This is a genomic window from Roseateles sp. (assembly GCF_046300915.1).
Lineage (GTDB): Bacteria > Pseudomonadota > Gammaproteobacteria > Burkholderiales > Burkholderiaceae_C > Kinneretia.
Genome location: NZ_JBKCLH010000214.1, coordinates 1 through 24,982, shown reverse-complemented (window position 1 = coordinate 24,982; position 24,982 = coordinate 1). Strand labels below are relative to the sequence as shown.

General features: G+C 68.1%; 25 protein-coding genes and 2 tRNA genes. 9 read left to right on the top strand and 18 right to left on the bottom strand.

Annotated features, from left to right (window positions below):
- Positions 1-7 precede the first annotated feature (7 nt).
- A complete protein-coding gene (locus ACK5F2_RS16175) occupies positions 8-1,999 on the bottom strand; it encodes a DNA topoisomerase IV subunit B (RefSeq protein WP_409866451.1) in 1,992 nt (663 codons plus the stop codon).
- Between the two features lie 68 nt (positions 2,000-2,067).
- Between ACK5F2_RS16175 and ACK5F2_RS16170 the strand changes: the two genes are divergently transcribed.
- The 7 genes from ACK5F2_RS16170 (at position 2,068) to ACK5F2_RS16140 (ending at position 8,548) form a co-directional block, all read left to right on the top strand.
- Positions 2,068-3,375 (top strand): amidohydrolase family protein, encoded by a 1,308-nt coding sequence (locus ACK5F2_RS16170; protein ID WP_409866449.1) that lies wholly within the window; start codon positions 2,068-2,070, stop codon positions 3,373-3,375.
- A 52-nt stretch (positions 3,376-3,427) separates the two neighbouring features.
- Positions 3,428-4,717: an MFS transporter gene (locus tag ACK5F2_RS16165; protein ID WP_409866446.1), complete on the top strand. Its 1,290-nt coding sequence runs from the start codon at positions 3,428-3,430 to the stop codon at positions 4,715-4,717.
- Positions 4,718-4,725: 8 nt separating this feature from the next.
- Positions 4,726-4,866, top strand: a complete 141-nt coding sequence (locus ACK5F2_RS16160) for a hypothetical protein (RefSeq protein WP_409866444.1) — start codon at positions 4,726-4,728, stop codon at positions 4,864-4,866.
- A 20-nt stretch (positions 4,867-4,886) separates the two neighbouring features.
- Positions 4,887-5,447 (top strand): class I SAM-dependent methyltransferase, encoded by a 561-nt coding sequence (locus ACK5F2_RS16155; protein WP_409866442.1) that lies wholly within the window; start codon positions 4,887-4,889, stop codon positions 5,445-5,447.
- 53 nt (positions 5,448-5,500) lie between these two features.
- Positions 5,501-6,382: a 4-hydroxy-tetrahydrodipicolinate synthase gene (gene dapA / locus ACK5F2_RS16150; protein ID WP_409866440.1), complete on the top strand. Its 882-nt coding sequence runs from the start codon at positions 5,501-5,503 to the stop codon at positions 6,380-6,382.
- A 78-nt stretch (positions 6,383-6,460) separates the two neighbouring features.
- Positions 6,461-7,654: an outer membrane protein assembly factor BamC gene (gene bamC / locus ACK5F2_RS16145; RefSeq protein WP_409866438.1), complete on the top strand. Its 1,194-nt coding sequence runs from the start codon at positions 6,461-6,463 to the stop codon at positions 7,652-7,654.
- A gap of 99 nt (positions 7,655-7,753) precedes the next feature.
- Entirely contained in the window at positions 7,754-8,548 is a 795-nt protein-coding gene (locus ACK5F2_RS16140) for an MBL fold metallo-hydrolase (protein WP_409866436.1), read from the top strand.
- 488 nt (positions 8,549-9,036) lie between these two features.
- Here the strand turns inward: ACK5F2_RS16140 and ACK5F2_RS16135 are convergent, their stop codons facing one another.
- Both ACK5F2_RS16135 and ACK5F2_RS16130 read right to left on the bottom strand, forming a co-directional pair.
- Positions 9,037-9,528 (bottom strand): hypothetical protein, encoded by a 492-nt coding sequence (locus ACK5F2_RS16135; protein WP_409866433.1) that lies wholly within the window; start codon positions 9,526-9,528, stop codon positions 9,037-9,039.
- 17 nt (positions 9,529-9,545) lie between these two features.
- Complete coding sequence (locus ACK5F2_RS16130) at positions 9,546-10,670, bottom strand: JmjC domain-containing protein (protein WP_409866468.1); 1,125 nt, start codon at positions 10,668-10,670, stop codon at positions 9,546-9,548.
- A 40-nt stretch (positions 10,671-10,710) separates the two neighbouring features.
- On the opposite strand from ACK5F2_RS16130, the gene ACK5F2_RS16125 reads away from it, so the two are divergent.
- The gene (locus tag ACK5F2_RS16125; RefSeq protein WP_409866430.1) at positions 10,711-11,232 is read left to right on the top strand and encodes a peptidylprolyl isomerase; all 522 of its coding nucleotides are present in this window, start codon (positions 10,711-10,713) and stop codon (positions 11,230-11,232) included.
- A gap of 13 nt (positions 11,233-11,245) precedes the next feature.
- Here the strand turns inward: ACK5F2_RS16125 and dut are convergent, their stop codons facing one another.
- From dut to ACK5F2_RS16065, 12 genes are all read right to left on the bottom strand, one after another.
- A complete protein-coding gene (gene dut, locus ACK5F2_RS16120; protein WP_409866428.1) occupies positions 11,246-11,704 on the bottom strand; it encodes a dUTP diphosphatase in 459 nt (152 codons plus the stop codon).
- Positions 11,701-12,936, bottom strand: a complete 1,236-nt coding sequence (gene coaBC / locus ACK5F2_RS16115) for a bifunctional phosphopantothenoylcysteine decarboxylase/phosphopantothenate--cysteine ligase CoaBC (protein WP_409866426.1) — start codon at positions 12,934-12,936, stop codon at positions 11,701-11,703. Before coaBC ends, dut begins: the two co-directional genes overlap by 4 nt.
- 14 nt (positions 12,937-12,950) lie before the next feature.
- On the bottom strand, positions 12,951-13,673 hold the full coding sequence (gene trmB, locus ACK5F2_RS16110) for a tRNA (guanosine(46)-N7)-methyltransferase TrmB (RefSeq protein WP_409866423.1): 723 nt from the start codon (positions 13,671-13,673) through the stop codon (positions 12,951-12,953).
- A gap of 34 nt (positions 13,674-13,707) precedes the next feature.
- A complete protein-coding gene (deoA, locus tag ACK5F2_RS16105) occupies positions 13,708-15,027 on the bottom strand; it encodes a thymidine phosphorylase (protein ID WP_409866421.1) in 1,320 nt (439 codons plus the stop codon).
- Positions 15,028-15,054: 27 nt separating this feature from the next.
- Complete coding sequence (gene deoC, locus ACK5F2_RS16100) at positions 15,055-15,822, bottom strand: deoxyribose-phosphate aldolase (RefSeq protein WP_409866419.1); 768 nt, start codon at positions 15,820-15,822, stop codon at positions 15,055-15,057.
- Positions 15,823-15,827: 5 nt separating this feature from the next.
- On the bottom strand, positions 15,828-16,673 hold the full coding sequence (locus ACK5F2_RS16095; protein WP_409866416.1) for a purine-nucleoside phosphorylase: 846 nt from the start codon (positions 16,671-16,673) through the stop codon (positions 15,828-15,830).
- A gap of 29 nt (positions 16,674-16,702) precedes the next feature.
- On the bottom strand, positions 16,703-17,116 hold the full coding sequence (gene cdd / locus ACK5F2_RS16090; RefSeq protein ID WP_409866414.1) for a cytidine deaminase: 414 nt from the start codon (positions 17,114-17,116) through the stop codon (positions 16,703-16,705).
- Positions 17,116-17,952, bottom strand: a complete 837-nt coding sequence (locus ACK5F2_RS16085; protein ID WP_409866412.1) for an ABC transporter permease — start codon at positions 17,950-17,952, stop codon at positions 17,116-17,118. The genes cdd and ACK5F2_RS16085 overlap by 1 nt, the downstream gene beginning before the upstream one ends.
- Positions 17,953-18,081, bottom strand: coding sequence for a hypothetical protein (locus ACK5F2_RS16080; RefSeq protein WP_409866409.1), 129 nt, complete (start codon positions 18,079-18,081; stop codon positions 17,953-17,955). It lies immediately after the preceding gene.
- Positions 18,082-18,084: 3 nt separating this feature from the next.
- Positions 18,085-19,191, bottom strand: a complete 1,107-nt coding sequence (locus tag ACK5F2_RS16075) for an ABC transporter permease (protein ID WP_409866407.1) — start codon at positions 19,189-19,191, stop codon at positions 18,085-18,087.
- Between the two features lie 11 nt (positions 19,192-19,202).
- A complete protein-coding gene (locus tag ACK5F2_RS16070; protein ID WP_409866405.1) occupies positions 19,203-20,741 on the bottom strand; it encodes an ABC transporter ATP-binding protein in 1,539 nt (512 codons plus the stop codon).
- A gap of 144 nt (positions 20,742-20,885) precedes the next feature.
- Positions 20,886-21,875, bottom strand: coding sequence for a BMP family protein (locus ACK5F2_RS16065; RefSeq protein WP_409866403.1), 990 nt, complete (start codon positions 21,873-21,875; stop codon positions 20,886-20,888).
- Positions 21,876-22,266: 391 nt separating this feature from the next.
- Here ACK5F2_RS16065 and ACK5F2_RS16060 point away from each other — a divergent pair, with 391 nt between their 5' ends.
- The gene (locus ACK5F2_RS16060) at positions 22,267-23,367 is read left to right on the top strand and encodes an HD-GYP domain-containing protein (protein WP_409866401.1); all 1,101 of its coding nucleotides are present in this window, start codon (positions 22,267-22,269) and stop codon (positions 23,365-23,367) included.
- A gap of 33 nt (positions 23,368-23,400) precedes the next feature.
- On the opposite strand, the gene ACK5F2_RS16055 is transcribed toward ACK5F2_RS16060, so the two are convergent.
- The 3 genes from ACK5F2_RS16055 to ACK5F2_RS16045 all read right to left on the bottom strand — a co-directional run.
- Positions 23,401-23,477 (bottom strand) — tRNA-Arg (locus tag ACK5F2_RS16055).
- Between the two features lie 92 nt (positions 23,478-23,569).
- A tRNA-Pro gene (locus ACK5F2_RS16050) sits at positions 23,570-23,646 on the bottom strand.
- Positions 23,647-23,716: 70 nt separating this feature from the next.
- The coding region (locus ACK5F2_RS16045; RefSeq protein WP_409866399.1) for a 3'-5' exonuclease at positions 23,717-24,982 on the bottom strand (1,266 nt) is incomplete at its 5' end.

Sequence of the window (24,982 nt, the reverse complement as noted above, 5' to 3'; positions counted from 1 at the left end):
CTGGGGCTTAGATATCGATTTCCACCGCGTCGCCGTGGATCTCCATCAGCTCGCGGCGCGAGGCGGCTTCACCCTTGCCCATCAGCTTGTTGATGGCTTCCACGGTCTGGCCGAAGTCCAGCAGGCCGTAGCGCACCGGGGAAAGGCGGCGGGTCTCGGGGTTGAGCGTGGTGTCCCAGAGCTGCTCGGCGCTCATCTCGCCCAGGCCCTTGAAGCGGCTGATGGTCCATGAGCCATCGCGCGCGCCTTCCTTGCGCAGCTTGTCCAGCGTGGCGGTCAGCTCGCCCTCGTCCAGGGCATAGAGCTTGACCGGCGGCTTCTTGCCACGGGCCGGCGCATCCACCCGGTACAGCGGCGGGCGGGCCACGAAGATGTGACCGGCCTCGACCAGCTTGGGGAAATGGCGGAAGAAGAGCGTGAGCAGCAGCACCTGGATGTGGGAGCCGTCCACGTCCGCGTCCGAGAGGATGCAGATCTTGCCGTAGCGCAGGCCGCTGAGGTCGGGGCTGTCGTTCGGGCCGTGCGGATCCACGCCGATGGCCACCGAGATGTCGTGGATCTCGTTGTTCTTGAACAGCAGATCGCGCTCCACCTCCCAGGCATTGAGCACCTTGCCGCGCAAGGGCAGCACGGCCTGGGTTTCCTTGTTGCGGCCCATCTTGGCGCTGCCGCCGGCGGAGTCACCCTCCACCAGGAAGATCTCGTTGTGCAGGATGTCGCGGCTCTCGCAGTCGGTCAGCTTGCCGGGCAGCACGGCCACACCCGAGCCCTTGCGCTTTTCCACCTTCTGGGCGGCGCGCTGGCGGCTCTGGGCCTGCTTGATGGCCAGCTCGGCCAGCTTCTTGCCGAACTCCACATGCTGGTTCAGCCACAGCTCCAGCTGCGGCTTGACGAAGCTGGAGACCAGGCGCAGCGCGTCGCGGCTGTTCAGGCGCTCCTTGGTCTGGCCCTGGAACTGCGGGTCCAGCACCTTGGCCGAGAGCACGAAGCTGGCGCGCGAGAACACATCGTCGGGCATCAGCTTCACGCCCTTGGGCAGCAGGGAGTGCAGCTCGATAAAGCCCTTGAGCGCGCCGAACAGACCGTCCTTGAGGCCGGACTCATGCGTGCCGCCGGCCACCGTGGGGATCAGGTTCACATAGCTCTCGCGCATCACTGCGCCTTCTTCGGTGAAGGCCAGGGCCCAGGCCGCGCCCTCGCCCTCGGCGAAGTTCTCGCTTTCCTGGCTGCTGGCGTACTGCTCGCCCTCGATCAGCGGGATCAGGGGGTCGGTCGCCAGGGTCTGCATCAGGTAGTCGCGCAGGCCGCCCTTGTAGGACCAGGTCTGCAGCTCACCGGTCTTCTCGTTCTTCAGCGTCACGATGACGCCGGGCATCAGCACCGCCTTGGAGCGCAGCAGATGCACCAGCTCGTGCTTGGGCAGCTCGGCGCTCTCGAAGTACTTGGCATCGGGCCAGACCCGCACCGTCGTGCCCTGCTTGCGGTCGCCGCTGGCGGCCGCGCGGGCGCTCACGGGCTCCACCACATCGCCATGGGCAAAGGCCAGGGCGGCCACCTGCTTGTCGCGCCAGACCGTCACCTCCAGGCGCGTGGCCAGGGCATTGGTCACCGACACGCCCACGCCATGCAGGCCGCCGGAGAAGCTGTAGGCCCCGCCCGAGCCCTTGTCGAACTTGCCGCCCGCATGCAGGCGGGTGAACACGATCTCCACCACCGGCACGCCTTCCTCGGGGTGCAGGCCGAAGGGAATGCCGCGGCCGTCATCGGCCACCGAGATGGAGCCGTCGGCATGCTGGATCACATCGATGCGCTTGCCGAAGCCGGCCAGGGCCTCGTCGGCGGCGTTGTCGATCACCTCCTGGATGATGTGCAGGGGGTTGTCGGTGCGGGTGTACATGCCCGGCCGCTGCTTGACCGGCTCCAGACCCTTGAGAACGCGGATCGAGCCCTCGCCATAGCTGCTCGGGTTGCTGCTGTTGCTTGCTGCTTTGGTCGCCATGGGGCGGGATTCTAGGAGCTGGCGCAGATCGCACGCGGCAGGTGGCGCCCTGCCTAGAATCCGCGCCGATGAAAAATCGCTTCGCCCGCTTCCTTGGCCTGCCCGGCCTGCTCACCCTCGCCTGCTTGCTGCCCGGCCTGGCCACGGCCCAGGCCCCGGCGCCCCGTTTCGAAGCCGACCCCGTCCAGAGCCTGGTGCTGGAGGATGCACGCTGGTTTGACGGCCAGAGTTTCCGCGACGGGCGCCTGCTGGTGCACGAGGGCCGCTTCGTGGCCAGCCTGCCGGCCGGGACGGCGGCCCGCACCGAGAGCCTGCGCGGGCGCTTCCTGGTCTCGCCCCTGGGCGAGGCCCACAACCACAATCTGCAGAACGCCTGGGGCTTTGAGCGCTTTGCGCCCCGCTACATCGCCGACGGCGTGTTCTACGCCGCCATGCTCTGCGGCGACCCGCTCGGCGTGGCGCCCCTGCGCGAGCGCGCCGGCCAAGCGAACACGCCCGATGTGGTCTACGTCACCAGCTGCATCACCTCTTCCGACGGCCATCCCCTGGGCATGCTGCTCAATGACACGGCTCCGGGCGCGCCGCGCCTGAGCTTCGAGGACGTGGCCGACAAGGCCGTGCTGGTGATGGACAGCCCCGAGGAGGTGCGGCGCAAATGGCCCCTGGTGGCCCAGCGCGGCGGAGGTCTGATCAAGCTCATCATGAGCTACCACGAACGCCCCGAGCTGCGTCGGGACCCCGCCAAGCGCGGCAGCCTGGGCGTGAGCGCCGAGGTGGCCGCCGCCGTGGTCGAGCTGGCGCATCGCGAAGGCTTGCGCGTCAGCGCCCATGTGGACTCGGCCGCCGATTTCGCCGCCGCGGTGCGCGCCGGCGTGGACCAGATCGCCCATCTGCCCGGCTATTTCTTCCACCACCAGAGCCCGGCCGAGGCTTACCGCCTCACGCCCGAGCTGGCCCGCGAAGCCGCCCGGCGCGGCGTGGAGGTGATCAGCACCACGGCCGCCAGCCGGCTCTTCCCGGCTGAGCCGGCCCTGCGCGAGTCCATCGAGGCCCTGCAGCGCCGCAATCTGCAGACCTTGCGCGAGGCCGGGGTGCGCGTGCTGCTGGGCTCGGACCTCTTCATGGGCACCGGCCTGAGCGAGTACCGCCAGCTCCAGGCCCTGGGCGTGTATGAGCCGGCCGAATTGCTGCGCCTGGCCACCATCACCACACCGCGCGCCCTCTTCCCGCAGCGCCGCCTGGGCTGCTTCGAGCCCGGCTGCGAGGCCAGCTTCCTGGTGCTGGAGAGCAATCCGCTGGACACAGCCCAGGCCCTGGACCGCCCCCTGGCGCGCTACAAGCAGGGCCGAGCCCTGCGGGCCGTGGCGGCGCCCTGAAAGTGCGGTCCGGCCCCGGCAGGGCCGGGCCAAACTGGCTACAGTGCTCGGCATGAACACCCCTGCCGCCCCGCTCTCGATCAAACAAGTGCTGCTGTGCGGCGCACTGATCGTGACCCTGTCCATGGGCATACGCCACGGCTTCGGCCTGTGGCTGCAGCCCATCACCCTGGACCGGGGCTGGACCCGGGAGACCTTTGCCTTCGCCCTGGCGGTGCAAAACATCGCCTGGGGCCTGGCCGGCCCCTTTGCCGGCATGCTGGCCGACCGCTTCGGGGCCTTCAAGGTCATCGTGGTAGGCGGCCTGCTCTATGCCCTGGGCCTGGTGCTGATGGCCCTGTCTACCTCGGGCCTGGCCTTCACCGGCAGCGCGGGGCTCTTGATCGGCATGGCCCAGTCCGGCACCACCTATGCGGTGATCTACGGCGTGATCGCCCGCAACGTCGCCCCTGAGCGGCGCAGCTGGGCCATGGGCGTGGCGGCGGCGGCCGGCAGCTTTGGCCAGTTCCTGATGGTGCCGGTGGAGAACTGGCTGATTTCGCAGGTTACCTGGCAGGATGCCCTTTTTGCGCTGGGCCGGTGGTTGTCGGTACCGGTCGAGAACTGGCTGATTGCCGGTGCCGGCTGGCAAAGCGCACTCCTCGTCCTGGCCCTGTCAGCCCTGCTGATCCTGCCCCTGGCCTTCGGCCTGCGCGAACCGGCACGCAGCGGTGCGCACAACGCACATTCGCAGAGCGTGGGCCAGGCCCTGCGCGAGGCCTTTGGCTACCGCAGCTTCCAGCTGCTGATGGCGGGCTACTTCGTCTGCGGCTTCCAGGTGGTCTTCATCGGCGTGCACATGCCCAGCTATCTGAAGGACCAGGGGCTGTCCCCCCAGGTAGCCACCTATGCCCTGGCCCTGATCGGCCTGTTCAATGTCTTCGGCACCTATGCCGCGGGCAGTCTGGGCCAGCGCTTTCCCAAGCGCTACCTGCTCTCCGGCATCTATGCCCTGCGCTCGGTGGCCATCGTCACCTTCCTGAGCGTGCCGCTGAGCCCCAAGAGCGTCTATGTGTTCTCTGCCGTGATGGGCCTGCTCTGGCTCTCCACCGTGCCGCCCACCAATGCGGTGGTGGCGCAGATCTTCGGCGTGCAGCACATGTCCATGCTGGGCGGCTTTGTCTTCTTCAGCCATCAGATCGGCTCCTTCCTGGGCGTCTGGCTGGGCGGCAAGCTCTATGACGCCAGCGGCAGCTACGACATCGTCTGGTGGCTGGCCGTGGCCCTGGGCGTGATGGCCGCCCTGATCAATCTGCCGGTGCGCGAGCAGGCTATCGCCCGCCCCGTGCCCGCCGCAGCATGAACCCGTCCATGAACCCGACCCAGCGTCGCCGCCTGCGTACCGCCCTCAGCTGGCTGCTGGTGAGCCTAGTGCTGGCGGCCGTCTTCCTGGCTTATGCCCAACCGGCCCTGATGCAGCAGCTCTCCGAGCAGCTCTGGGCCTGTTTCTGAATCCTTGACCGCTTTTCCTAATGTCTCTCGACGCCCCCTCTCCCTGGCTGCTGCGCTGGAGCCGGCAGCTCGCCCCCGGCGCCCGCGTGCTGGACCTGGCCTGTGGCAGCGGTCGCCATCTGCGCCCCCTGGCCGCCCAGGGTTTCAGACTCACCGGCGTGGACCGCGACGCCCAGGCCCTGGCCCCGCTGGCCAATCTGGCCGAGACCCTGGTGGCCGATCTCGAGGCCGGCCCCTGGCCCCTGGGCGAGCGGCAGTTCGACCTGGTGCTGGTCACCAACTACCTCTGGCGCCCCTTGCTGCCGCAGATCGTGGCCGCGGTGGCACCGGGCGGCTGGCTGGTCTACGAAACCTTTGCTCATGGCCAGCAGAGCATTGGCAGGCCCAGCCGGCCCGACTTCCTGCTGCAACCCGGCGAGCTGCTTGCCGCCTGCCAAGGCCTGCGCATCGTGGCCTATGAGGACGGTTTTCTAGACCAAGGTCCTGGAGGCGCGGTCAACCCGCGCTACGTTCAGCGCGTTGCTGCCGTTCGCGAAATGGCGCCGTCCCCCGGGGTTTTCCAGCGCTACCGCCTGGACTGAGAAGTGCACCCCGCGGCGCTGAGTAGAATCGCCCGATTACGAGGAATCCTCCCATGACACCGATTGTTGGCAGCATCGTGGCGCTTGTGACGCCCATGCAGGAAGACGGCAGCGTCGATTACGTCGCGCTGCGCAGCTTGATCGACTGGCATATCGCCGAAGGCACCGACTGCATTGGCGTGGTCGGTACCACCGGCGAATCGCCCACGGTCAGCATGGAAGAGAACCGCGAGATCATTCGCGTCGCGGTCGAGCATGCCAAGGGCCGGGTGCCCATCATGGCCGGCACCGGCGCCAACTCCACGGCCGAGGCCATCGAGCTGAGCCGCTATGCCAAGTCGGTGGGCGCGGACTGCACGCTCTCCGTCGTGCCCTACTACAACAAGCCCAGCCAGGAAGGCATCTACCAGCACTACAAGGCGATCGCCGAGGCCGTGGACATCCCCATGATGCTCTACAACGTGCCCGGCCGCACCGTGGCGGATATGCAGCCCGAGACCGCGCTGCGCTGCGCCGCACTGCCTGGCGTCTTCGGCGTCAAGGAAGCCACCGGCAATATCGAGCGCGCCGCCTACCTGATCAAGCATGCCCCCAAGGGCTTTGGCATCTACTCGGGGGACGACGGCACGGCCGTGGCCCTGATGCTGCTGGGCGGCCAGGGCAATGTGAGCGTGACCGCCAATGTGGCGCCGCGCCTGATGCACGAGCTCTGCCGGGCCGCGCTGGCCGGCCAGGTGGCCGAGGCGCGCCGCATCCACTTCCAGCTGCTGGGCCTGCACAAGCAGCTGTTCTGCGAACCCAGCCCCGCGCCCACCAAGTGGGCCCTGGAGAAGCTGGGCCGCTGCAAGGGCGCGCTGCGCCTGCCCATCACCCCGCTGACCCCGGCCGGCCAAGCCGCGGTGCAGCAGGCACTGCAGGAGGGCGGGCTGCTCTGAACGGAGTCGCCCAGCCGCTTTTGCCCCACCACGATTCCTGTGAGACCAGGCCGGGGCACCGCCCCACGACCTTCGGAGATGTCTAGCGTGACCCGTTCCCCTTCCTTCGCGCCCACGGCGCAGCGCCTGGCCTGCGTGGCCCTGATCGCCTCGCTGGCTGGCTGCAGCAGCTTTGACGGTACCTTCAGCTCCGACAAGGTGGACTATCGCAGCCAGGCCAAGCAGACCAGCGGCCTGGATGTGCCGCCGGACCTCACTCAGCTGGCCCGCGACGGTCGCTCCCAGGTCCAGGGCGGCAGCATCAGCGCCTCGGCGCTGCAGCAACCCGCCAGCAACGCTCGGGTCGCGGCCCCTGGCAGTGCCACCGCCCAGGTGGCCCTGGCCAACGCGGGCGAAGCCCGTCTGCAGCGCAACGGCGATGTGCGCTGGCTGCACAGCACGGCCACGCCCGAGCAACTGTGGCCGCAGCTGCGCAGCTTCTGGCAGGAACGCGGCCTGGAACTGGTCAAGGATGATCCGGCCGTGGGCGTGATGGAAACCGGCTGGGCCGAGAACCGGGCCCGCCTGCCCCAGGACGTCGTACGCAAGACCATCGGCAAGGTCTTCGACTCGCTCTACTCCACCGGTGAGCGCGATATGTACCGCACCCGTGTGGAGCGCAATGCCAATGGCGGAACCGATGTCTTCATCGTGCACCGCGGCATGCAGGAGGTCTACACCAGCAACCAGCGCGACACCACGATGTGGCAGCCCCGTCCGGCCGACCCCACCCTGGAAGGCGAGATGCTTTCGCGCCTGCTGCTCAAGCTGGGCGGCCAGGCCGAGAGCAGCAAGCTGGCGGCCGCCACGCCGGGTACCAGTGCCCAGCCGACCGTGCCCTCGGCCGAGCTGCCATCGGTGCGCGGCAATGCCCGCAACCGCCCGCTGAGCGAGGTGCCTGACAGCCTCCAGGTCAATGAAGGCTTCGAGCGCGCCTGGCGCCGCGTGGGCCAGTCCCTGGACCGCCACGGCTTCACCATCGAGGACCGCGACCGCAACCAGGGCCTGTTCTATCTGCGCTATGCCGACCCGACGCTGGTGGGCAAGGAAGAGCCGAACTTCTTCCAGCGTCTGTTCAAGGGCGAGCAGGCCGTGACCGCCAACCGCTACCGCGTCTCGGTCAAGTCCGAGGGCGAGCGCAGCGTGGTGAAGATTCTCGACACCAAGGGCCAGCAGCAGACCGACGAGAATGCCAAGCGCATCCTGAACCTGCTGATGGACGATCTGCGCTGATCAATTCACCAGGGCCGTTGACGGCACTGGGTTCCGCGCACAAGCATGCCGCCCGCGCGCCGCGCTGGCGGCATTTTCATTTCCCGGGGAGCCCACGAGATGCGTTTTTGTAGTCTGGGCAGCGGCAGCAGCGGCAATGCCAGCCTGGTCGAGGCCAGCCAGGGCATCACCAGCACCCTGCTGCTGGTGGACTGTGGCTTCAGTCTTCGCGAGCTGACGCGACGCATGGCCCGTGCTGGCTGCACGCCAGAGCAGCTCGATGGGGTCTTCGTCACCCATGAGCATGGCGATCATGTGGGCTGCGCGCTGAGCCTGAGCCGGCGCCACCGGGTGCCCTTGTGGACCAGCCGTGGCACCTGGCGGGCCATCAGCCAACGACATGGCACACCCGAGTTGCCGCCCGAATTGCTGCATCTGGTGAAAGACGATGAGGTGCTGGATCTGGGCGATCTGCGTCTGCGCCCCTTCGCGGTGCCGCATGATGCCGCCGAACCCCTGCAGCTGCTGTGCGAGGACGGACGCCACCGCCTGGGCATCCTGACCGACGTGGGCAGCGCCCCCGACAGCCTGGTGCAGCGCCTGCAAGACCTGGACGGACTGCTGCTGGAGTGCAATCACGACGAGGAGATGCTGCGCAACGGCCCCTACCCGGCCAGCCTGAAGCGGCGCATTCTCGGCACCCACGGCCATCTCTCCAACGCCCTGGCGGCCAGCATCCTGGAGCGCTGTGGGCATGCCGATCTGCAATGGGTAATCGCCGCCCACCTGAGCGAGCGCAACAACCTGCCGGCGCTAGCGTTCGAAGCCCTGGCGCGGGCCCTGGACGACCGCAGACCGCAGCGCGTGCTGGTGGCAGACCCGCTGCAAGGCCTGGACTGGCAGATTCTCGACTAGAGAATCCACTCCAATACCGCTGCACCCTGGCCGGGTTTCTCCGAAATTCAAAGAATCCGGGGCCGCAAATGAGAAAAGCCGTCGGCCTTTCGGCCGACGGCTTTCGCCGTACTCGGAGGAAACCGATTACTTGCTGGCGGCTTCCGAAGCAGCGGGAGCAGCGGCGGGAGCCGAAGCGTCAGCGGCCGGAGCGGAAGCGGCTTCCGAAGCGGCGGGAGCCGGAGCGGCAGCGGGGGCCGGAGCAGCAGGAGCCTCTTCCTTCTTGCCGCAAGCGGTCAGAGCAGCAGCAGCCAGCAGGGAAGCCAACAGGATCGACTTATTCATAGGTGTCCTCAGATAGACGAAGATTCAATTACCGGTAATTCATGAGGCCCCTCCTCCCGATCAATCACCGATAAACCGTCGGGGTGCCTCAGCAGAACAAGACGCGGAAACCTCGAGCGCTTCCATCGCCTAGCCAATTAGTATATCCGCAACCGGGTAAGTCCTTAAAGACCCAAGGTGCTTGCGCTAAAGGATTCGCACGAGCGTTGCCAAACCGCATCAAAGGATTCACGGGCTGCCAGCTCATCGGCGGCGGTGCCGGAATAGGCGGCGCGCCAGAGTCGGCCATCCAGCAATCGCAGGCTGAACAAGCCCTGCCCCAGCATCAGGCCTTGCGGCCCGCCTGCGCTGAGATCCTTTGCCTCATAGGCTCGCGCCTCCACCACATGATCCCAATGCCGGCGCCAGGCCACAAAGCGCGGGTGCAGGCGACGCAGATCCTCATACTGCGTGGCCAGCAGGCGCAAGCGGCGGTGCGGCAGCGCCCATTGCCTGAGCGCGTCCAGCACCTCGGGCGTGGACAAGGGCCAATGCGCGAAATCGGCGTCCCACAGACAAAGCTCCCGGCAGCCCTCCTGAGCTGCGCGCTGGAAGCAAGCTGTCAGGGCCTCCACAAAGGCCTCACGGCCACTGATCACACCCTCGGCAATGTCCATGGCGCCTCGCTCCCGGCTCAGGCCGCCGTCTGTGGCTGGGCCTGCACCCAGCCGTCTTCGGTCCATTGATCCAGCAACTCGCGCGCACCGGCCGAGAGCTGGGCGACCTGGGCCGCACTCAGGCGACGACGGTCGGCCAGCACGCGCATCAGCCGCGCATCGCGACCGGCGGCGCGGTAGGACTCGCCGTTGATGAAGATGTGGGCGCGGTCATACATCATGCGGCTGCGCGCATCCAGGGCGGCGCCACAGCCCTCGGGCAGGGGCTCGCCAATCTGGAAGAAGACCTTGGGCTTGGGCTCGGTCAGCGCCTCGCCCAGGGCCCGCTCCAGGGCCAGCGGCTCCTTGAGCGCGCGCTCGGCCGCGGCGCGGGCAAAGTCAACCAGGGCCTCGGGCACCAGGCCCGGCGTGGTGGTGGCGGCCTGGCGCGGGTCCACATACATGCGGTTGGCGCGCGGCTCCTCGTCCGTCAGGCGCGGCAACAGCTCGCGCGCCAGATCGGCCTGCCAGGGCGAGCGGAAGCCCACCGAGCAGGTCATGCAGTCGCCGCCCACGGCCACACCGTCATGGGCCCAGCCGGGCGGGAGGTAGAGCATGTCGCCGGGCTCCAGCACGAAGTCCTGCTCGGGCTTGAAGTTGGCGATGATCTTGAGCGGCACATCGTCGCGCAGCACCGCGTCCTTCTGCGGGGCAATGCGCCAGCGCCGGCGCCCCTGCACCTGGATCAGGAAGACATCGTAGGAATCGAAATGCGGGCCCACACCGCCGCCGTCCGAGGCGTAGGAGATCATCAGATCGTCCAGGCGCGCCTCGGGCACAAAGCGAAAGCGGCTCAGCAGCTCATGTGCGGCCGGCACATGCAGATCCAGCCCCTGCACCAAGAGGGTCCAGCCGGGCTTGGAGAAGGGCGGCAGCTTGGCCACCGGACCGTGGCGCAGGGCCCAGCGCCCGTCGAAGGCGCTGACCAGGCGCGACTCCACGTCCTCGCTGGCGGCCAGCTGGGCCAGCTCGCTGCGCGTGGCGGGCGGCTGAATACCCGGCAAGGCCTGGCGCACCAGCAAGGGCTTCTTCTGCCAGTGCCGGCGCATGAATTGTTCAGGAGAAAGGCCGCCCAGCAGCGGCGTGGCTTGCGCGATGTCGATCATGGTGGCGCGCATTGTCCCTTATGCGATCATCGCGCCCATGCTTATTACCTCTCCCTGCGTCGTCTCCCTGAGCTGGAGACTCGAAGACGCCCAAGGCCAGCTGATCGACGAGCTGAGCGAACCCATGGAATTCTTCTACGGCGGCGATGATCTCTTCGCCAAGGTCGAGCAGGTGCTGGCCGGCCAGGACATCGGTTTCGAGACCAGCTTGGCGCTGGACCCCGAGGAGGCCTTTGGCGACTACAAGCCCGAGCTGGTCTGCTTCGAGGCGCGCGCCCTGATGCCCGAGAACGTCAGTGAAGGCATGCAGTTCGAAGGCCTGCCCGAGGGCGCCGTGAGCGAGGGCATGGCCCAGGACGTGGTCTACACCGTCACCGAGGTCTATCCCGAGCATGTGGTGCTGGACGGCAACCACCCGCTGGCCGGCATGGGCCTGCGCATGCATCTGCGCGTGCGCGATGTGCGCGAGGCCACCGAGGCCGAGATCCGCGAGGGCAGCGTCGGCGAGACGGTGTTCAGCGTTGTGAGTGGTGCCCCGCCCGACGAGCAGTTGCACTGAGCGGAAAGCGCGCTCAGCGCTTTCCGGTCGACCCGAAACCGCCTTCGCCACGCGCGGAGGCGTCCTCGAACTCCTCGACACGGCGGAAGGCCGCCTGCACCACGGGCACCAGCACCAGCTGGGCGATGCGCTCCATGGGCTGAATCACGAAGGCGCTCTGGCCGCGGTTCCAGCAGCTGACCATCAGCTGGCCCTGGTAGTCCGAATCGATCAGGCCCACCAGATTGCCCAGCACGATGCCGTGCTTGTGGCCCAGGCCCGAGCGCGGCAGGATCAGGGCCGCCAGGCCGGGGTCGTTGATGTGGATAGCCAGGCCCGTGGGGATCAGCGTGGTCTGGCCGGGCTCCAGGCTCAGGGCCTCGTCCAGGCAGGCGCGCAGATCCAGGCCGGCAGCACCGGGCGTGGCATAGGCAGGCAGTTGCTCGGCCATGCGGGCATCGAGCACTTTCAGGTCAACAAGCGTGGTGGTCATGCGGTAGTTCTTGCTTTGGCAATGCGCTCGGCCACATCGCGCAAGAGTTCGCGCGCCAGGCTGAGCTTGTCGTTATGGGGCAGCTCGCGCTCGCCCTGGGCATCCACCAGCAGCAGGGCGTTGTCGTCGCGGCCGAAGGTGGCCGGACCCAGATTGCCCACGATCAGGGGCACGCGCTTGCGCTCCAGCTTCTCGCGCGCGTGCTTGGCCAGGTCCTGGCTCTCGGCGGCAAAGCCCACGCAAAAGGTCTTGGCCGGGTCCACGCTGGCGGACACGGCGGCCAGGATGTCGGGGTTCTCGGTCAGCTCGAAAACCGGCGCGGCCTTGCCCCCGTCCTTCTTCTTGATCTTGTGCGCATTCATCTGTGCCGGGCGCCAGTCGGCCACGGCCGCGGTGGCCACCACGATGTCCTGCTGCGGCGCCAGGGGCAGCACCGCATCGAACATCTGCTGCGCCGTCTGCACATCCAGGCGGCGCACGCCGCGCGGCGTGGGCAGGTGCACGGGCCCCGCCACCAGGGTGACCTCGGCACCGGCCTCGACCGCGGCGCGCGCGATGGCAAAGCCCATCTTGCCGCTGGAGAGATTGGTAATGCCGCGCACCGGATCGATGGGCTCGAAGGTGGGGCCGGCCGTGATCAGCAGCTTCTTGCCGGCCAGGCGCTTGGGCTGGAAATGCGCGATCAGGGCGTCGCGCAGCTCCTCGGCTTCCAGCATGCGGCCATCACCGGTTTCGCCGCAGGCCTGCTCGCCATTGCCCGGGCCCAGCACGTGAGCGCCGTCGGCGCGGATCTGGGCCACATTGCGCTGGGTGGCCGGGTGGGCCCACATCTCGCGGTTCATGGCCGGGGCCACCAGCAGGGCGCAGCGCTCGGCGGGGCGCGCCAGGGCGGTGAGGCTCAGCAGCTCGTCCGCCCTGCCCTGCGCCAGCTTGGCGATGAAGTCGGCGCTGGCCGGCGCCACCAGCATCACATCGGCCGCACGGGTGGCGTTGATGTGGGCCATATTGTTGGGCTCGCGCGCATCCCACTGGCTCAGCAGCACCGGCTGGTTGGACAGGGCCTGCATGGTGACCGGCGTGATGAACTGCGTGGCCGCCTCGCTCATCATCACTTGCACCGTGGCGCCGGCCTTGACCAGCAGACGCGTCAGCTCGGCCGCCTTGTAGCAGGCCACGCCGCCCGAGAGGCCCAGCAGCACATGCTTGCCGGCCAGTTGTGTGGATTCGCTCATGGAGCGGGACTCTATCAGCGGCGCTTGAAGACCAGGTCCCAGACGCCGTGACCCAGCTTGAGGCCGCGGTTTTCGAACTTGGTCAGGGGCCGGTAGGCCGGCTTCTCGGCATAGCCCTGGGCGCTGTTCACCAGGCTGGGCTCGGCCGAGAGCACCTCCAGCATCTGCTGGGCATAGGGCTCCCAGTCAGTGGCGCAGTGCAGATAGCCGCCGGGCCGGATGTGCTTGACCAGCTTGGCCACGAACTCGGGCTGGATCAGGCGGCGCTTGTTGTGGCGCTTCTTGTGCCAGGGATCGGGGAAGAAGATGTGCACGCCGGCCAGGGAGTCCGGGGCGATCATCTGCTCCAGCACCTCCACCGCATCGTGCTGGAAGATGCGGATGTTCGGGATGTCCTGCTCGCCGATCAGCTTGAGCAGGGCGCCCACACCGGGCTCATGCACCTCGCAGCCGATGAAGTCGTGGTCGGGCAGGGTCTGGGCGATCTGGGCCGTGGCCCCGCCCATGCCAAAGCCGATCTCCAGCACCAGGGGCGCCTGGCGGCCGAACACCGCCTGCGGGTCCAGGCGCTGGCCGGCCTGGTAGGGCAGCACAAAGCGCGGGCCCAGCTCGGCCAGGGCCTTGATCTGGCCCGTGCCCATGCGGCCGGCGCGCACCACAAAGCTCTTGATGGCGCGCTTGACGGGGACGGCCGGCTCAACGTTGGAGTCTTGCGGCAGCTCGGGCTTGTCGGACATGGGAGGCGGGAAGGTTCGGGAAAGGGGCGCGATTTTATTCGACCCGCGCCGCCACCAGGGGCTGGGCCTGCCAGGGCGCCTCGGCATCGCCCAGCTCGCAGGCCGCCAGCAGGGCCGCCACGGCGCGCTCGGCATCGCTCTCGCTACCCGCATGCACCCAGGCCAGGGGCTCGCCCGCCGCCAGGCATTCGCCCAGGGCGCGCATGCCCGAGAAGCCCACGCGCATATCCAGCGGATCACCCGGCAGGCGCCGCCCTCCCCCCAGCTCCACCACCGCCAGGCCGATCTCGCGCGTGCGCTGGCTCAGCAGGCGGCCGGCACGCGGCGCCGGCACGGGGCGCAGCACCGGCGCCTCGGGCAGCCAGGCCGCGGGCCGCTCCAGCAGATCGGCCGGGCCGCCCAAGGCCGCCACCATGCGGGCGACCTTCTCGGCCGCAGCGCCGCTGTCCAGGGCCTGCTGCAGGCGGGCGCGGGCCTGGGCCGCGTCGGCCGCCAGGCCGCCCATCAGCAGCATCTCGGTCGCCAGGGCCAGGGTCACCTCATGCAGGCGCGGCTCGCGCGGGCCCTCGCCCTTCAGGTAGGCGATGGTTTCGTGGATCTCCAGGGCATTGCCCACCTCGCGGCCCAGCACCTGGTTCATGTCCGTGATCAGGGCGCGGGTGGGCATGCCCGCGCCACGGGCCACGGACACGATGCTCTCGGCCAGCTCCTGCGCCATGGCCGGGCTGTCGGCAAAGGCGCCATTGCCCCACTTCACATCCATGGCCAGGCCTTGCAGGCCGGCCGCCAGCTTCTTGGACAGGATGGAGGCCGTGATCAGGGGCACGCTCTCCACCGTGGCCGTGACATCGCGGATGGCATAGAAGCGCTTGTCGGCCGGGGCCAGATCGGCCGTCTGGCCGATGATGGCGCAGCCCAGTTCGCGCACCAGGCGATCAAACTCCGCCGGGCTGGGCGTGCTGCGGTAGCCGGGAATGGCCTCCAGCTTGTCCACCGTGCCGCCGGTGTGTCCCAGGCCGCGGCCGGCACTCATGGGCACATAGCCGCCACAGGCCGCCACCAGGGGCGCCAGCATCAGGCTGACCTTGTCGCCCACGCCGCCGCTGGAATGCTTGTCCAGCACCGGGCCCGGCATGTCCGGCCAGGTCAGCACGCGGCCCGAATGCATCATGGCCCGGGTCAGGGCCACGCATTCCTCCCGGCCCATGCCACGCAGAAACACCGCCATGCCCAGGGCCGCCACCTGGCCCTCGCTCCAGCTGCCGTCCACCAGGCCGCGCACAAAGGCCTGAATCTGGGGCTCGGACAGGGCCGCGCCACCGCGCTTGGTACGAATGACTTCCTGAGCCAGCATCGTGACCTCCTTGCGATGGATGGTGCTTCAATAGCCGCTGGCGGCAGGTATCGCCTTGTCGCGCCCTTCCAGCACAGCGACGATGTCATTGAGCAGACCGCTGGCCCCGAAGCGCAGGCGCTGCGGATTCAGCGCGCCCTCGCCCAGGACCTCGGCGGCGAGTTCCAGATAGCGGCGCGCATCCGCCACCGTCCGGATGCCACCGCTGGCCTTGAAGCCGGCGTGCGCCAGGCCGCTGGCGCGGATTTCCTGCAGCATGGCCAGGGCCGCCTCGGGCGTGGCCGAGACGGGACTCTTGCCCGTGCTGGTCTTGATGAAATCGGCGCCGGCCATCAGGGCCAGGCGGCTGGCCTCGCGGATGAGCTCGGAGCTGGCCAGCTCGCCGCTCTCGATGATGACCTTGAGCGTGAGCGGCCGGCTGGCATGACGCACCTCGGCCAGGAACTCGGCCACCTCCGCGCGCTGCCCGGCCATCAAGGCCTTGTAGGGCAGGACCACATCCACCTCATCGCCGCCGGCCTGGGCGATGGTCTCGATATCGGCCAGCGCTCGCGGCAGGTCCAGGGCGCCATCGGGGAAATCCGCCACCGCGGCCACCTTGATCGAGGCGGGCAGCGCAGCACGCGCCTGCGCCACAAAGCGCGGCCACACGCAGACCGCCGCCACCGAGCCAAAAGGCGTCTGGGCCTTGGCGCACAGGGCCGTGATATCGGCCGCGGTATCGCCGTCGTTGAGGCTGGTCAGGTCCAGGCAGCCCAGGGCCAGACGTGCCGCGTCTTGCAGTTGCATGCTCATGATGCTCAGGCCCGCAGCGAGGGCAGCTCGGCCAGACCGGCCACCACGCACGCCAGGAAGGCTGCGGCGCGCTCGCCGGAAACCTGGGCCTGCTGCAGGGTCAGGGCATGGGTCAGGGCCTCGGCGGAGAGGCCGGCGGCCATATTGGTCATCAGGGCCAGGCCCATCACGCGCAGGCCGGCATGGCGGGCCAGGATGGTCTCGGGCACGGTGCTCATGCCCACGGCGTCAGCCCCCCAGGCGGCGAACATGCGGATTTCGGCCGGGGTCTCGAACTGCGGTCCCAGGGCCCAGACATAGACGCCCTCGCCCACGATCTGGTTGTTGGCCTTGGCAATCTGCTTGGCCAGGCTGCGCAGCTCAGCGTCATAGGCGCTGCTCATGTCCACAAAGCGCTCGCTGCCGGGCTCGCCCACCAGAGGGGAGCGCTGGGGAGCGTTGATGTGATCGCTGATCAGCATCAGGCTGCCCGGCGGCATGTGGGCGCGCAGCGAGCCCGAGGCATTGGTCTGCAGCAGGGCCTTGACGCCCCAGCGCTTGAGGCTGCGCAGCGCACCGGCCATGCCGGTGCAGTCGCCGCTCTCGTAGGTGTGGGCGCGGCCGCGCAGCATCACCACGCGCTGGGCGCCGATGCGGCCCACCACGATCTCGCTGACATGGCCTTCCACCTTGGGCTGCGGAAAGGCGGGCAGCTCGGCGTAGGACAGCTGCCGAGCGTCTTCCACATGGCTCACCGCGCCGGCCCAGCCTGAGCCCAGCACCACGGCCACCTCGGGCGCGGCACCAAACAGGCTGTTGAGCTTCTCGACGGTGGCGTCAATGCGCGGATTCAGGGTCTTGTGATCGATCATGACGATGTTTTCTTTCTCTCTCCCAGGGCTCAGAGCTTGAGATGCTCGGGGCCGAAACTGAAGGGCAGCAGCTGCTCCAGGGTCCACTGCTGGCGGATGCCGCCCGGATCGGCGGCGAGGATGAGCAGCTCCGGGCCGGCGAACTCGCGCAGCTTCTGGCGGCAGCCGCCGCAGGGCGTGATGATGTCGGGGCCGGGGCCGCTCACCAGTACCGCGGTGGCGCGCTGACCGCCGGCCATGCGCATGGCGGCCAGGGCCGTGGCCTCGGCACACCAGCCTTGAGGATAGGCGGCGTTCTCCATATTCGCACCCAGATGGATACGGCCCTGCTCATCCAGCAGGGCCGCGCCCACGGCGTAGCGCGAATAGGGTGAGTAGGACCGGGCGCGCGCCTGCAGCGAAGCGGCCAGCAGGCGCTGACGCAGGTCCTCGGTGAGTTCCATCAGCGCTCCTTCACATAGGGGCGGCCCAGGGCCTTGGGCGCCAGGGCCTGGCCAATAAAGCCGGCCAGCAGGATCACGGTCAGGATATAGGGCAAGGCCTGGATCAGCTGCACCGGCACCTCACCAATGCCCGGGATCACCACGCCCTGCAGACGAATCGCCACCGCGTCCAGGAAACCGAAAAGCAGACAGGCCAGCATGGTGGGTACCGGCTTCCATTTGCCGAAGATCATGGCGGCCAGGGCGATATAGCCGCGGCCCGCGGTCATATTGGGGCTGAAGTTGGCGTTCTGCGCCAGGGTCAGATAGCTGCCCGCCAGGCCGCAGAGCACAGCATTCATCATCAGAGCGGAGTAGCGCAGGCCCAGCACCGAGACGCCGGCCGCATCCACCATGGCGGGGTTCTCGCCCACCGCGCGCAGACGCAGGCCCGGCTTGGTGCGCTCCAGGAAGAACCACACCGCCACGACCAGGAAGAAGGCCAGATAGACCAGGGCGTTGTGGCTGAGCAGGCCATGACCCACAACGGACGCGAACCAGTCGCCCGCCTGGGGTTCACCGTAGCTGCCGGACAGACCGGTCAGACGCACCTCGGCCGGCACCGGCGGCGTCTGGCCGCCCTGGGCGAACCAGGCGATGCCCAGCACCACGGTCAGGCCCGCGGCCACCATATTCAGAGCCACCCCGGTCACGACCTGGTCGCCGCGGTGCGTGACACAGGCAAAGCCCTGCACCATGGACAGCGAGCTGGCCACGGCAATGGCGGCCAGCAAGCCCAGGCCCGTGCTTTGCGTCACGCTGGCCGTGGCCGCCGCGGCAAAGGCCGCGAAGAGCATCTAGGCCTCCAGGCCCAGGTCGATGACGCCCGAGCGCTCGGCGAGCATGCCCGCGAGGGCGCAGAGCAGCAGCGGCGTGGTCACACGCAGGGTGGATCCCAGCAGGGAACCGATCAGAACTTCATCCATGCCTCAGCCCTCCTTGCGAGCAAGAGCCTTGAAAAGGCGCGCGAACAGCGGCGCACTCACCGTGGCCATGGCCCCGGCAAAGAGCACGATCAGGCCCTGCACCGTGACCACCATCTCGCGGCTGAAGCCAGGAATCTCGAAGGCCACCTCAACCCCGCCCTGGTAGAGGACGCCGAACAGCAGGGCCGCCAGCACAATGCCCACCGGATGGTTGCGCCCCATCAGGGACACCGCGATGCCGGTGAAGCCGGCACCCGCCACGAAGTCCAGGGTCAGCTTGCCCTGCACGCCCGAGATCTCGTTGACCGCCACCATGCCGGCCAGGGCGCCCGACAGGCCCATGGCCAGCAGGACCTGCATGCGAGGCTTGATGCCAGCGTAGTGCGCTGCACGCGGCGCGCTGCCCACGGCACGCAGGGCATAGCCGGCGCGGCTCTTCCAGAGGAACCACCACACGCCCACACAGGCCAGCAGGGCCAGCAGCAAGCTCAGGTTCAGCGGCGAGCTGGGCAGCTCCAGGCCCAGGGACTGGGCCAGGGTGTGCAGGGCGGGCATGCGCGCACTGTCGGCAAAGGCCGCGCTCTCCACCGCCATGCTGCCCTTGGGGCGCAGCCAGTTGACCAGCAGATAGACGTTCAGGCTGCTGGCCAGGAAGTTGAACATGATGGTGGTGATGACGATATGACTGCCGCGCCAGGCCTGCAGATAGGCCGGCACCGCCGCCCAGAGCATGCCGCCCAAGGCGGCCGCCAGCACCACAAGCGGCAGCATCAGTCCGGCAGGCAGGAAGGGGCTGAGCCACAGGGCAAACAGGGCCACGCCCACCCCGCCCAGCATGGCCTGTCCCTCGCCGCCGATATTGAACAAGCCGCCGTGGAAGGCCACGGCCACGGCCAGACCCGTGAAGATGAAAGTGGTGGTGTAGTAGAGCGTGTAGCCCAGGCCGCGGGCGCTGCCCAGCGAACCTTGCAGCAGCACGCTCAAGGCCTGGCTGGGGCTCTGGCCGATGGCCAGCACCACCAGACCTGCCACCGCCAGTGCGACGCACAGGTTCCACAGCGGCAGCAGACCGATATCGATCCAGCGCGGCAGTTGTACCGGTTGACTCATGGTGTCTCTTCTCAATCCACCTGGGCGGCCATCAGCAAGCCCAGGCGCTTTTCGTCACAGTCTTCAATGGCCAGCTCGCCGGTGATACGACCGGCATTCATGACCAGCACGCGGTCGGCCAGGGCCAGGATCTCGTCCAGCTCCGAGCTGACCAGCAGCACCGCACAGCCCGCATCGCGCAGCGCGCGCAGCTGGCCGTGGATGAATTCGATGGCACCGATGTCCACACCCCGCGTGGGCTGGCCCACCAGCAGCACGGCCGGCGCCTGGCCGATCTCGCGCGCCAGAATCAGCTTCTGCTGATTACCACCCGAGAACTTGGAGGATCCCAGCTCGGGGTTGCGCGGGCGCACATCGAAGCGCTCCATCATCTGCGCGGTCTGGGCGCGCAGATGCGTTTGATTCATGCCCAGCCCCAGGGGCGCGGCTCGATACTGAGCCTGCTCCTGGTAGCCCAGCGCGGCCGTCTCCCAGGCCGGAAAAGCCAGCACCATGCCGCAGCTGTGGCGGTCTTCCGGCACATGAGCCAGCTTGAGCTGGCGGGCCCGGCGCGGATCCAGCCAGCGACCGGCCTCGAATTGCTCGCTGCCCAGCGCCAGCCGCCCCGCATCGGGCGCGCGCATGCCCGAGAGGACTTCCAGCAATTCACTCTGGCCATTGCCGGACACGCCAGCCAGCCCCACGATTTCGCCTGCCCGCAGACTGAGGCTGACGTCCCGCAGCAGCGACACGCCATGGCTGTTGCGCAGTTGCAGACCCTGGACCTCAAGCTGCGAGGGGCCGACACGGGCTGCAGCCCCCATACGCCCCAGATTGACCTTGCGGCCGACCATCGCCTCCGCCAGATCCTCGGCGCTGGTCTGGGCGATCTCGCAGGTTTGCACCACCTGGCCGGCACGCATCACGGTCACGGCATCGCACAGCGCCATCACCTCCTTGAGCTTGTGCGTGATCAGGATGATGGTGGTGCCGCGCTCACGCAGCCGGCGCAGCGTCTCGAAAAGGTGCAGGGTTTCCTGCGGCGTGAGCACCGCGGTGGGCTCGTCCAGGATGAGGATGCGGGCGCCGCGGTACAGGGCCTTGAGGATCTCCAGGCGTTGCAGCTCGCCCACCGGCAGATCGCCGGCCAGCTCATCCAAGCGCACATGCAGGCCGGTGTCCTGCATCAGGGCCTCCAGCTTGGCCCGCACCTCGCGCTTGGCGCGCGAGAGGAAGAAGGCGGGCTCGGCACCCAGCATCACATTGTCCAGACAGCTCAGCGTGTCCACCAGCATGAAGTGCTGATGGACCATGCCTATGCCCTGGGCAATAGCCTGCTGCGAGTTGGCGATCTCCACCCGCTGGCCATCCACCTCGATGTGCCCCTCATCGGCCTGGTAGTAGCCGTAGAGAATGGCCATCAGCGTGCTCTTGCCGGCGCCGTTTTCGCCCACCAGGCCATGCACCGTGCCGGCGCGCACACTCAGCTCCACGCCGCGGTTGGCCTGCACCGCACCAAAGCGCTTGCTGATGCCCACCAGACGCACTGCTGCGCTGCTCACTTCTGTCATTGCGACTGCTTCTTCCTGCCCGCCACGCCCCGCCGGCAAACACACGGCGATGCCCGCGCGGGCTTCATCTGAGGAAAGGGGCAGCGGCGGCGGATTTCACCGCCTGCCCTGCCCCTTGCGGCACCTGTCGTGCCTGCCCCGCTATCAGTACTTGCAGGCGTTGTCCGCCATATAGTCCGCCACCTTGATCTTGCCGGCAATGATGTCGGCCTTGTAGGCCTCCACCTTGGTCTTCATGGCAGCGGTCACCAGCTTGGCGTTGTGCTGGTCCATAGCGTAATCCACGCCACCTTCCTTGAGGCCCAGCACGCTGACGCCGGGCTTGTAGCTCTTGAGCACGTTGTAGACGGCCACGTCCACGCGCTTGACCATGGAGCTGAGCATGGTGCCGGGCTGCAGATGGTTCTGGTTGCTGTCCACGCCGATGGCCAGCTTGCCGCCGTCCTTGGCGGCCTGGTAGACGCCCGCGCCGGTACCACCGGCCGCGGCGAAGATCACATCCACGCCCTTGGCAAACTGGGCCTTGGCCAGTTCGCCGCCGCGAGTCGGGTCGTTCCAGGCCGTGGCCGTGGTGCCCGTCATATTGGCCAGTACCTCGGCCTTGGGGTTGGCCGCCTTGGCGCCCTGCTCAAAGCCGCACTGGAACTTGCGAATCAGGGGAATGTCCATGCCGCCGATAAAGCCCACCTTGCCGCTCTTGCTGGCCAGCGAAGCCATAGCGCCCACCAGGAAGCTGCCCTCATGCTCCTTGAACACGACGGACTGCACATTGGGCTGGTTCACCACCATGTCGATGATGGCGAAGTTGGACTTGGGGAACTCCTTGGACACCTGATCCAGGGCCGAACCCTGGGCGAAGCCGATGGAGATGATGGGATTCGCACCGCGCTCCGCCATGCGGCGGATCGCCTGCACGCGCTGGGTGTCGTTGCTGATCTCGAACTCGAGGTAGTTTTTGCCGGTTTCCTGCTTCCAGCGCTCGATACCGCGGTAGGCGGCCTCGTTGAAGGACTTGTCGAACTTGCCACCCATGTCAAAGATGATGGCCGGCTGCTGGGCCATGGCCGACAGAGCCATCGAGGACAGGGCCGTCACGGCCAGGGCACGAACAAGCGGAACAAAAGCGAGCTTCATGGCAGGAATTTCCATCAAGTCTTGTTGAACAAAACCCGCCAGCATCGTCCACACAACGCACAACAGCACTGCACTGGAACCGCTTGACGGGGCGCAAGGGATTGTAGGGAGCCGCAGTGTAATAGCGGCTCGAGGAAAACGCTAAACGTTTGCGCCCCAGTGTTCATGCGTTTGCGCAAATCCATGAGCGGCTCAATCCAGCCGCGACAATCCAGCCAACCCTCCCAGTCCGACACAGTCCGAGACCAGCACCTCTTGCAAAGACAGCCCAGCGGACTGCAGGAGCGCAGCACCCCTGGCCCACACCATCGTGCGACGTCCGCACAAGCGCTAGCATGCGGGACAAGCACAAGACTTGCAGGGAGTGACTATGCGTTCATCAGAGCGAGTGTTGAGCCGGGCCGAAATCGAGAAGTCCGGACTTGGGCAACGCATCCAGCGGCTGCACCACATCCTGCGCGCCCGCTACCCATTTCTGAACCGTATCGCGCTGGCCCTCTACGACCCGGGCAGCGATCTGTTGAAAACTTTTGCCAGCAGCACCCAAGGCGGCCAGACCCTGAGCCACTACGAAGCACCGCTCAGCGGCGTGCCCTCCTTGCAGCGCCTGCGCGACCTGCGGCAGGCGCGGGTGGTGGACGATATTGCCGCCAGCTTCACCGCACCCACCTTGCACACGGACTGGCTCAAGACGCAGCACTATCGCAGCAGCTACACACGCCCCCTTTACCGCGGTCAGGACCTGGCTGCCTTCATCTTCTTTGACGCCGATCGTCCTGCGGCCTTCTCGCCCGAGGTGACGGAAGTGCTGGACGAGTTTGCCGACATCATCAGCCAGCTCTATCTGCTCAGACTCTCGGCCGTGCAGCAGCTCATAGGCGCCGTGGACATTGCCACCGGCCTGGCCCGCATACGCGATGTGGAGACGGGCTACCACCTGGAGCGCATGGCCAAGTACTCACGCCTGATTGCGCGCGGCGTGGCCGAGCACTATGGCCTGAACGACGAGCACATCGAGTACCTGCATCTGTTCGCGCCCCTGCACGACATCGGCAAGGTGGGCATCCCGGACAACATCCTGCTCAAGCCCGGCGCGCTGAGCCCCGAGGAATGGCGGCAGATGCAGCAGCATGTGCAGATTGGCGAGGAGCTGGTGGAGCACATCATCGGCGACCTGGGCCTGGGTGATGACCCGGTGGCCGACATCATGCGCCAGGTGGTGGGCGGCCATCACGAACGCGGCAATGGCAGCGGCTATCCGCGCGGCCTGCAGATGGAGCAGATTCCTCTGCCGGCCCGCATCGTGGCCGTGGCCGATGTTTTCGACGCCCTGTCCTGCAGCCGTCCCTACAAGCAGGCCTGGCCCGAGGCCCGCTGCCTGGAGGAACTCCAACGCCAGGCCGAGCAGGGCCTTCTGGATGCGCACTGTGTACAGGCCTTGATCGACGCCCAAGAAGAGCGGCGCAACATCCAGCAGCGCTTCGCTGACTGAGGGCGGGCTCCACAAACAAGCGCGCCAATCGCTTGGCCTGCCCGGAGGGACTCGAACCCCCGACCTGCTGCTTAGAAGGCAGCTGCTCTATCCAGTTGAGCTACGGGCAGACTGGCCGGCATTGTGCCTGAGACCGCTTGGGGCTCGCCCCAAACGAACAAGCCGCGCTGACCCAGGGCCAATGCGGCTTGCTTGAAAAAAATGGTCGGGGCGGCGGGATTCGAACTCGCGACCCTCTGCTCCCAAAGCAGATGCGCTACCAGGCTGCGCTACGCCCCGACTGAGCCACACATTGTAGCCTGGGAAATGATTCACCCCGGCAAAGATTCTTGAGGCGGGCGAATAGGGCTCAATCAGCGATTTGGTCCGTGCAGTCGATGAGCCGCCCCTGGCCGGTGATGAAGGCCGCGCGCACCGGCTCCCCGGGCTGCATGGCCTGTACCGCGGCGCGGTAGCCGCGCAGCTGCGACAGGTACTCGGCCTGGGTCTGGGGCGCGGGGTTGAGCTTGTAGTCCAGCACCCACCAGACCGCAGCGCCCTGTTCATCACGGCAGACCAGGCGGTCGATGCGCATGTCCTGACCCTGCCAGCTCACCGGCACCTCGTTGCCAGCCCAGCGCAGGGCCGCAGCCTCGAAGAAGGGGGCGCAGTCGGCACTGGCCAGGATGGCGCGCACACTGCGCTCCAGGCGCTCGCTGCGGCGCGCGTCCAGGCCATACATCTGGCTGGCCGCGGCCATGAGCCGCTCCAGCGGCTGGCGCAGGCCCTGCGGCCCGCTCCACCACTCCAGCACCCGGTGCAGTGCCTCGCCCAGAGCCGCGCTGTCGTCCACCACCTCGGGGCCCTGGCCCAGGCTGTGGGCCAGTGCCGCGTCGGGCGCGGGCCGCGCCTGGCGCGGCGGCGCGGGCGGCAGGCGCAGCAGGCTGGCCTCGGTTGTGGCGGCGCCAGCGGCCTCGGGCTCGGGCGGCACGGCCAGGGGCGCGGCCAGGGGCTGCAGCCGGCTCCACCAGGTGGCGCTCGCCGCGGCGCGGCGCGCCGGCGTGCGGCTGATCAGCAGGCGCTCGCGCGCCCGGGTCATGGCCACATAAAGCGCATTGAGCTCCTCGCGCTGGCGCTGCTCCCGCTCATCGTCCAGCAGGGCCTGCAGCGAGGGCGGCGGCCGACTTTCCGAGGCCAGAAAGGCCACGGTGGCCGGCGCGCTGTCCTGCACCGGCCAGGCTACGGCCAGGCTGGAACTCTCGGCGCGGGCCGGGCCGGCCTCGCCGTCGATCAAGAAGACCACGCGCGCCTCCAGGCCCTTGGCGCCATGCACTGTGAGCAGCTGCACCGCCTCGGGCTCGGCCGGCGCCGCCAAGGTCAGGGCCCGGCTCTTGAGCGCGCGCACAAAGCCGTAGAGCCCGGCGTAACGGCCGCCGTCCAGGTCCAGGGCCAGGGCCAGCAGGCTTTCCACCGCATGCAGGCGCGCCGTACGCTCGCTGGCCGGCACGGCCACGGCCAGGCGGCTCATCAGCTCACCCTCGGCCAGGATGGCATCCAGCAGATCATGCGGGCTGCGCGAGAGCGCCAGCTCGGCCCAGCGCGCCAGCAGACCCTGCGCCCGAGCAGCTCTCGCCGG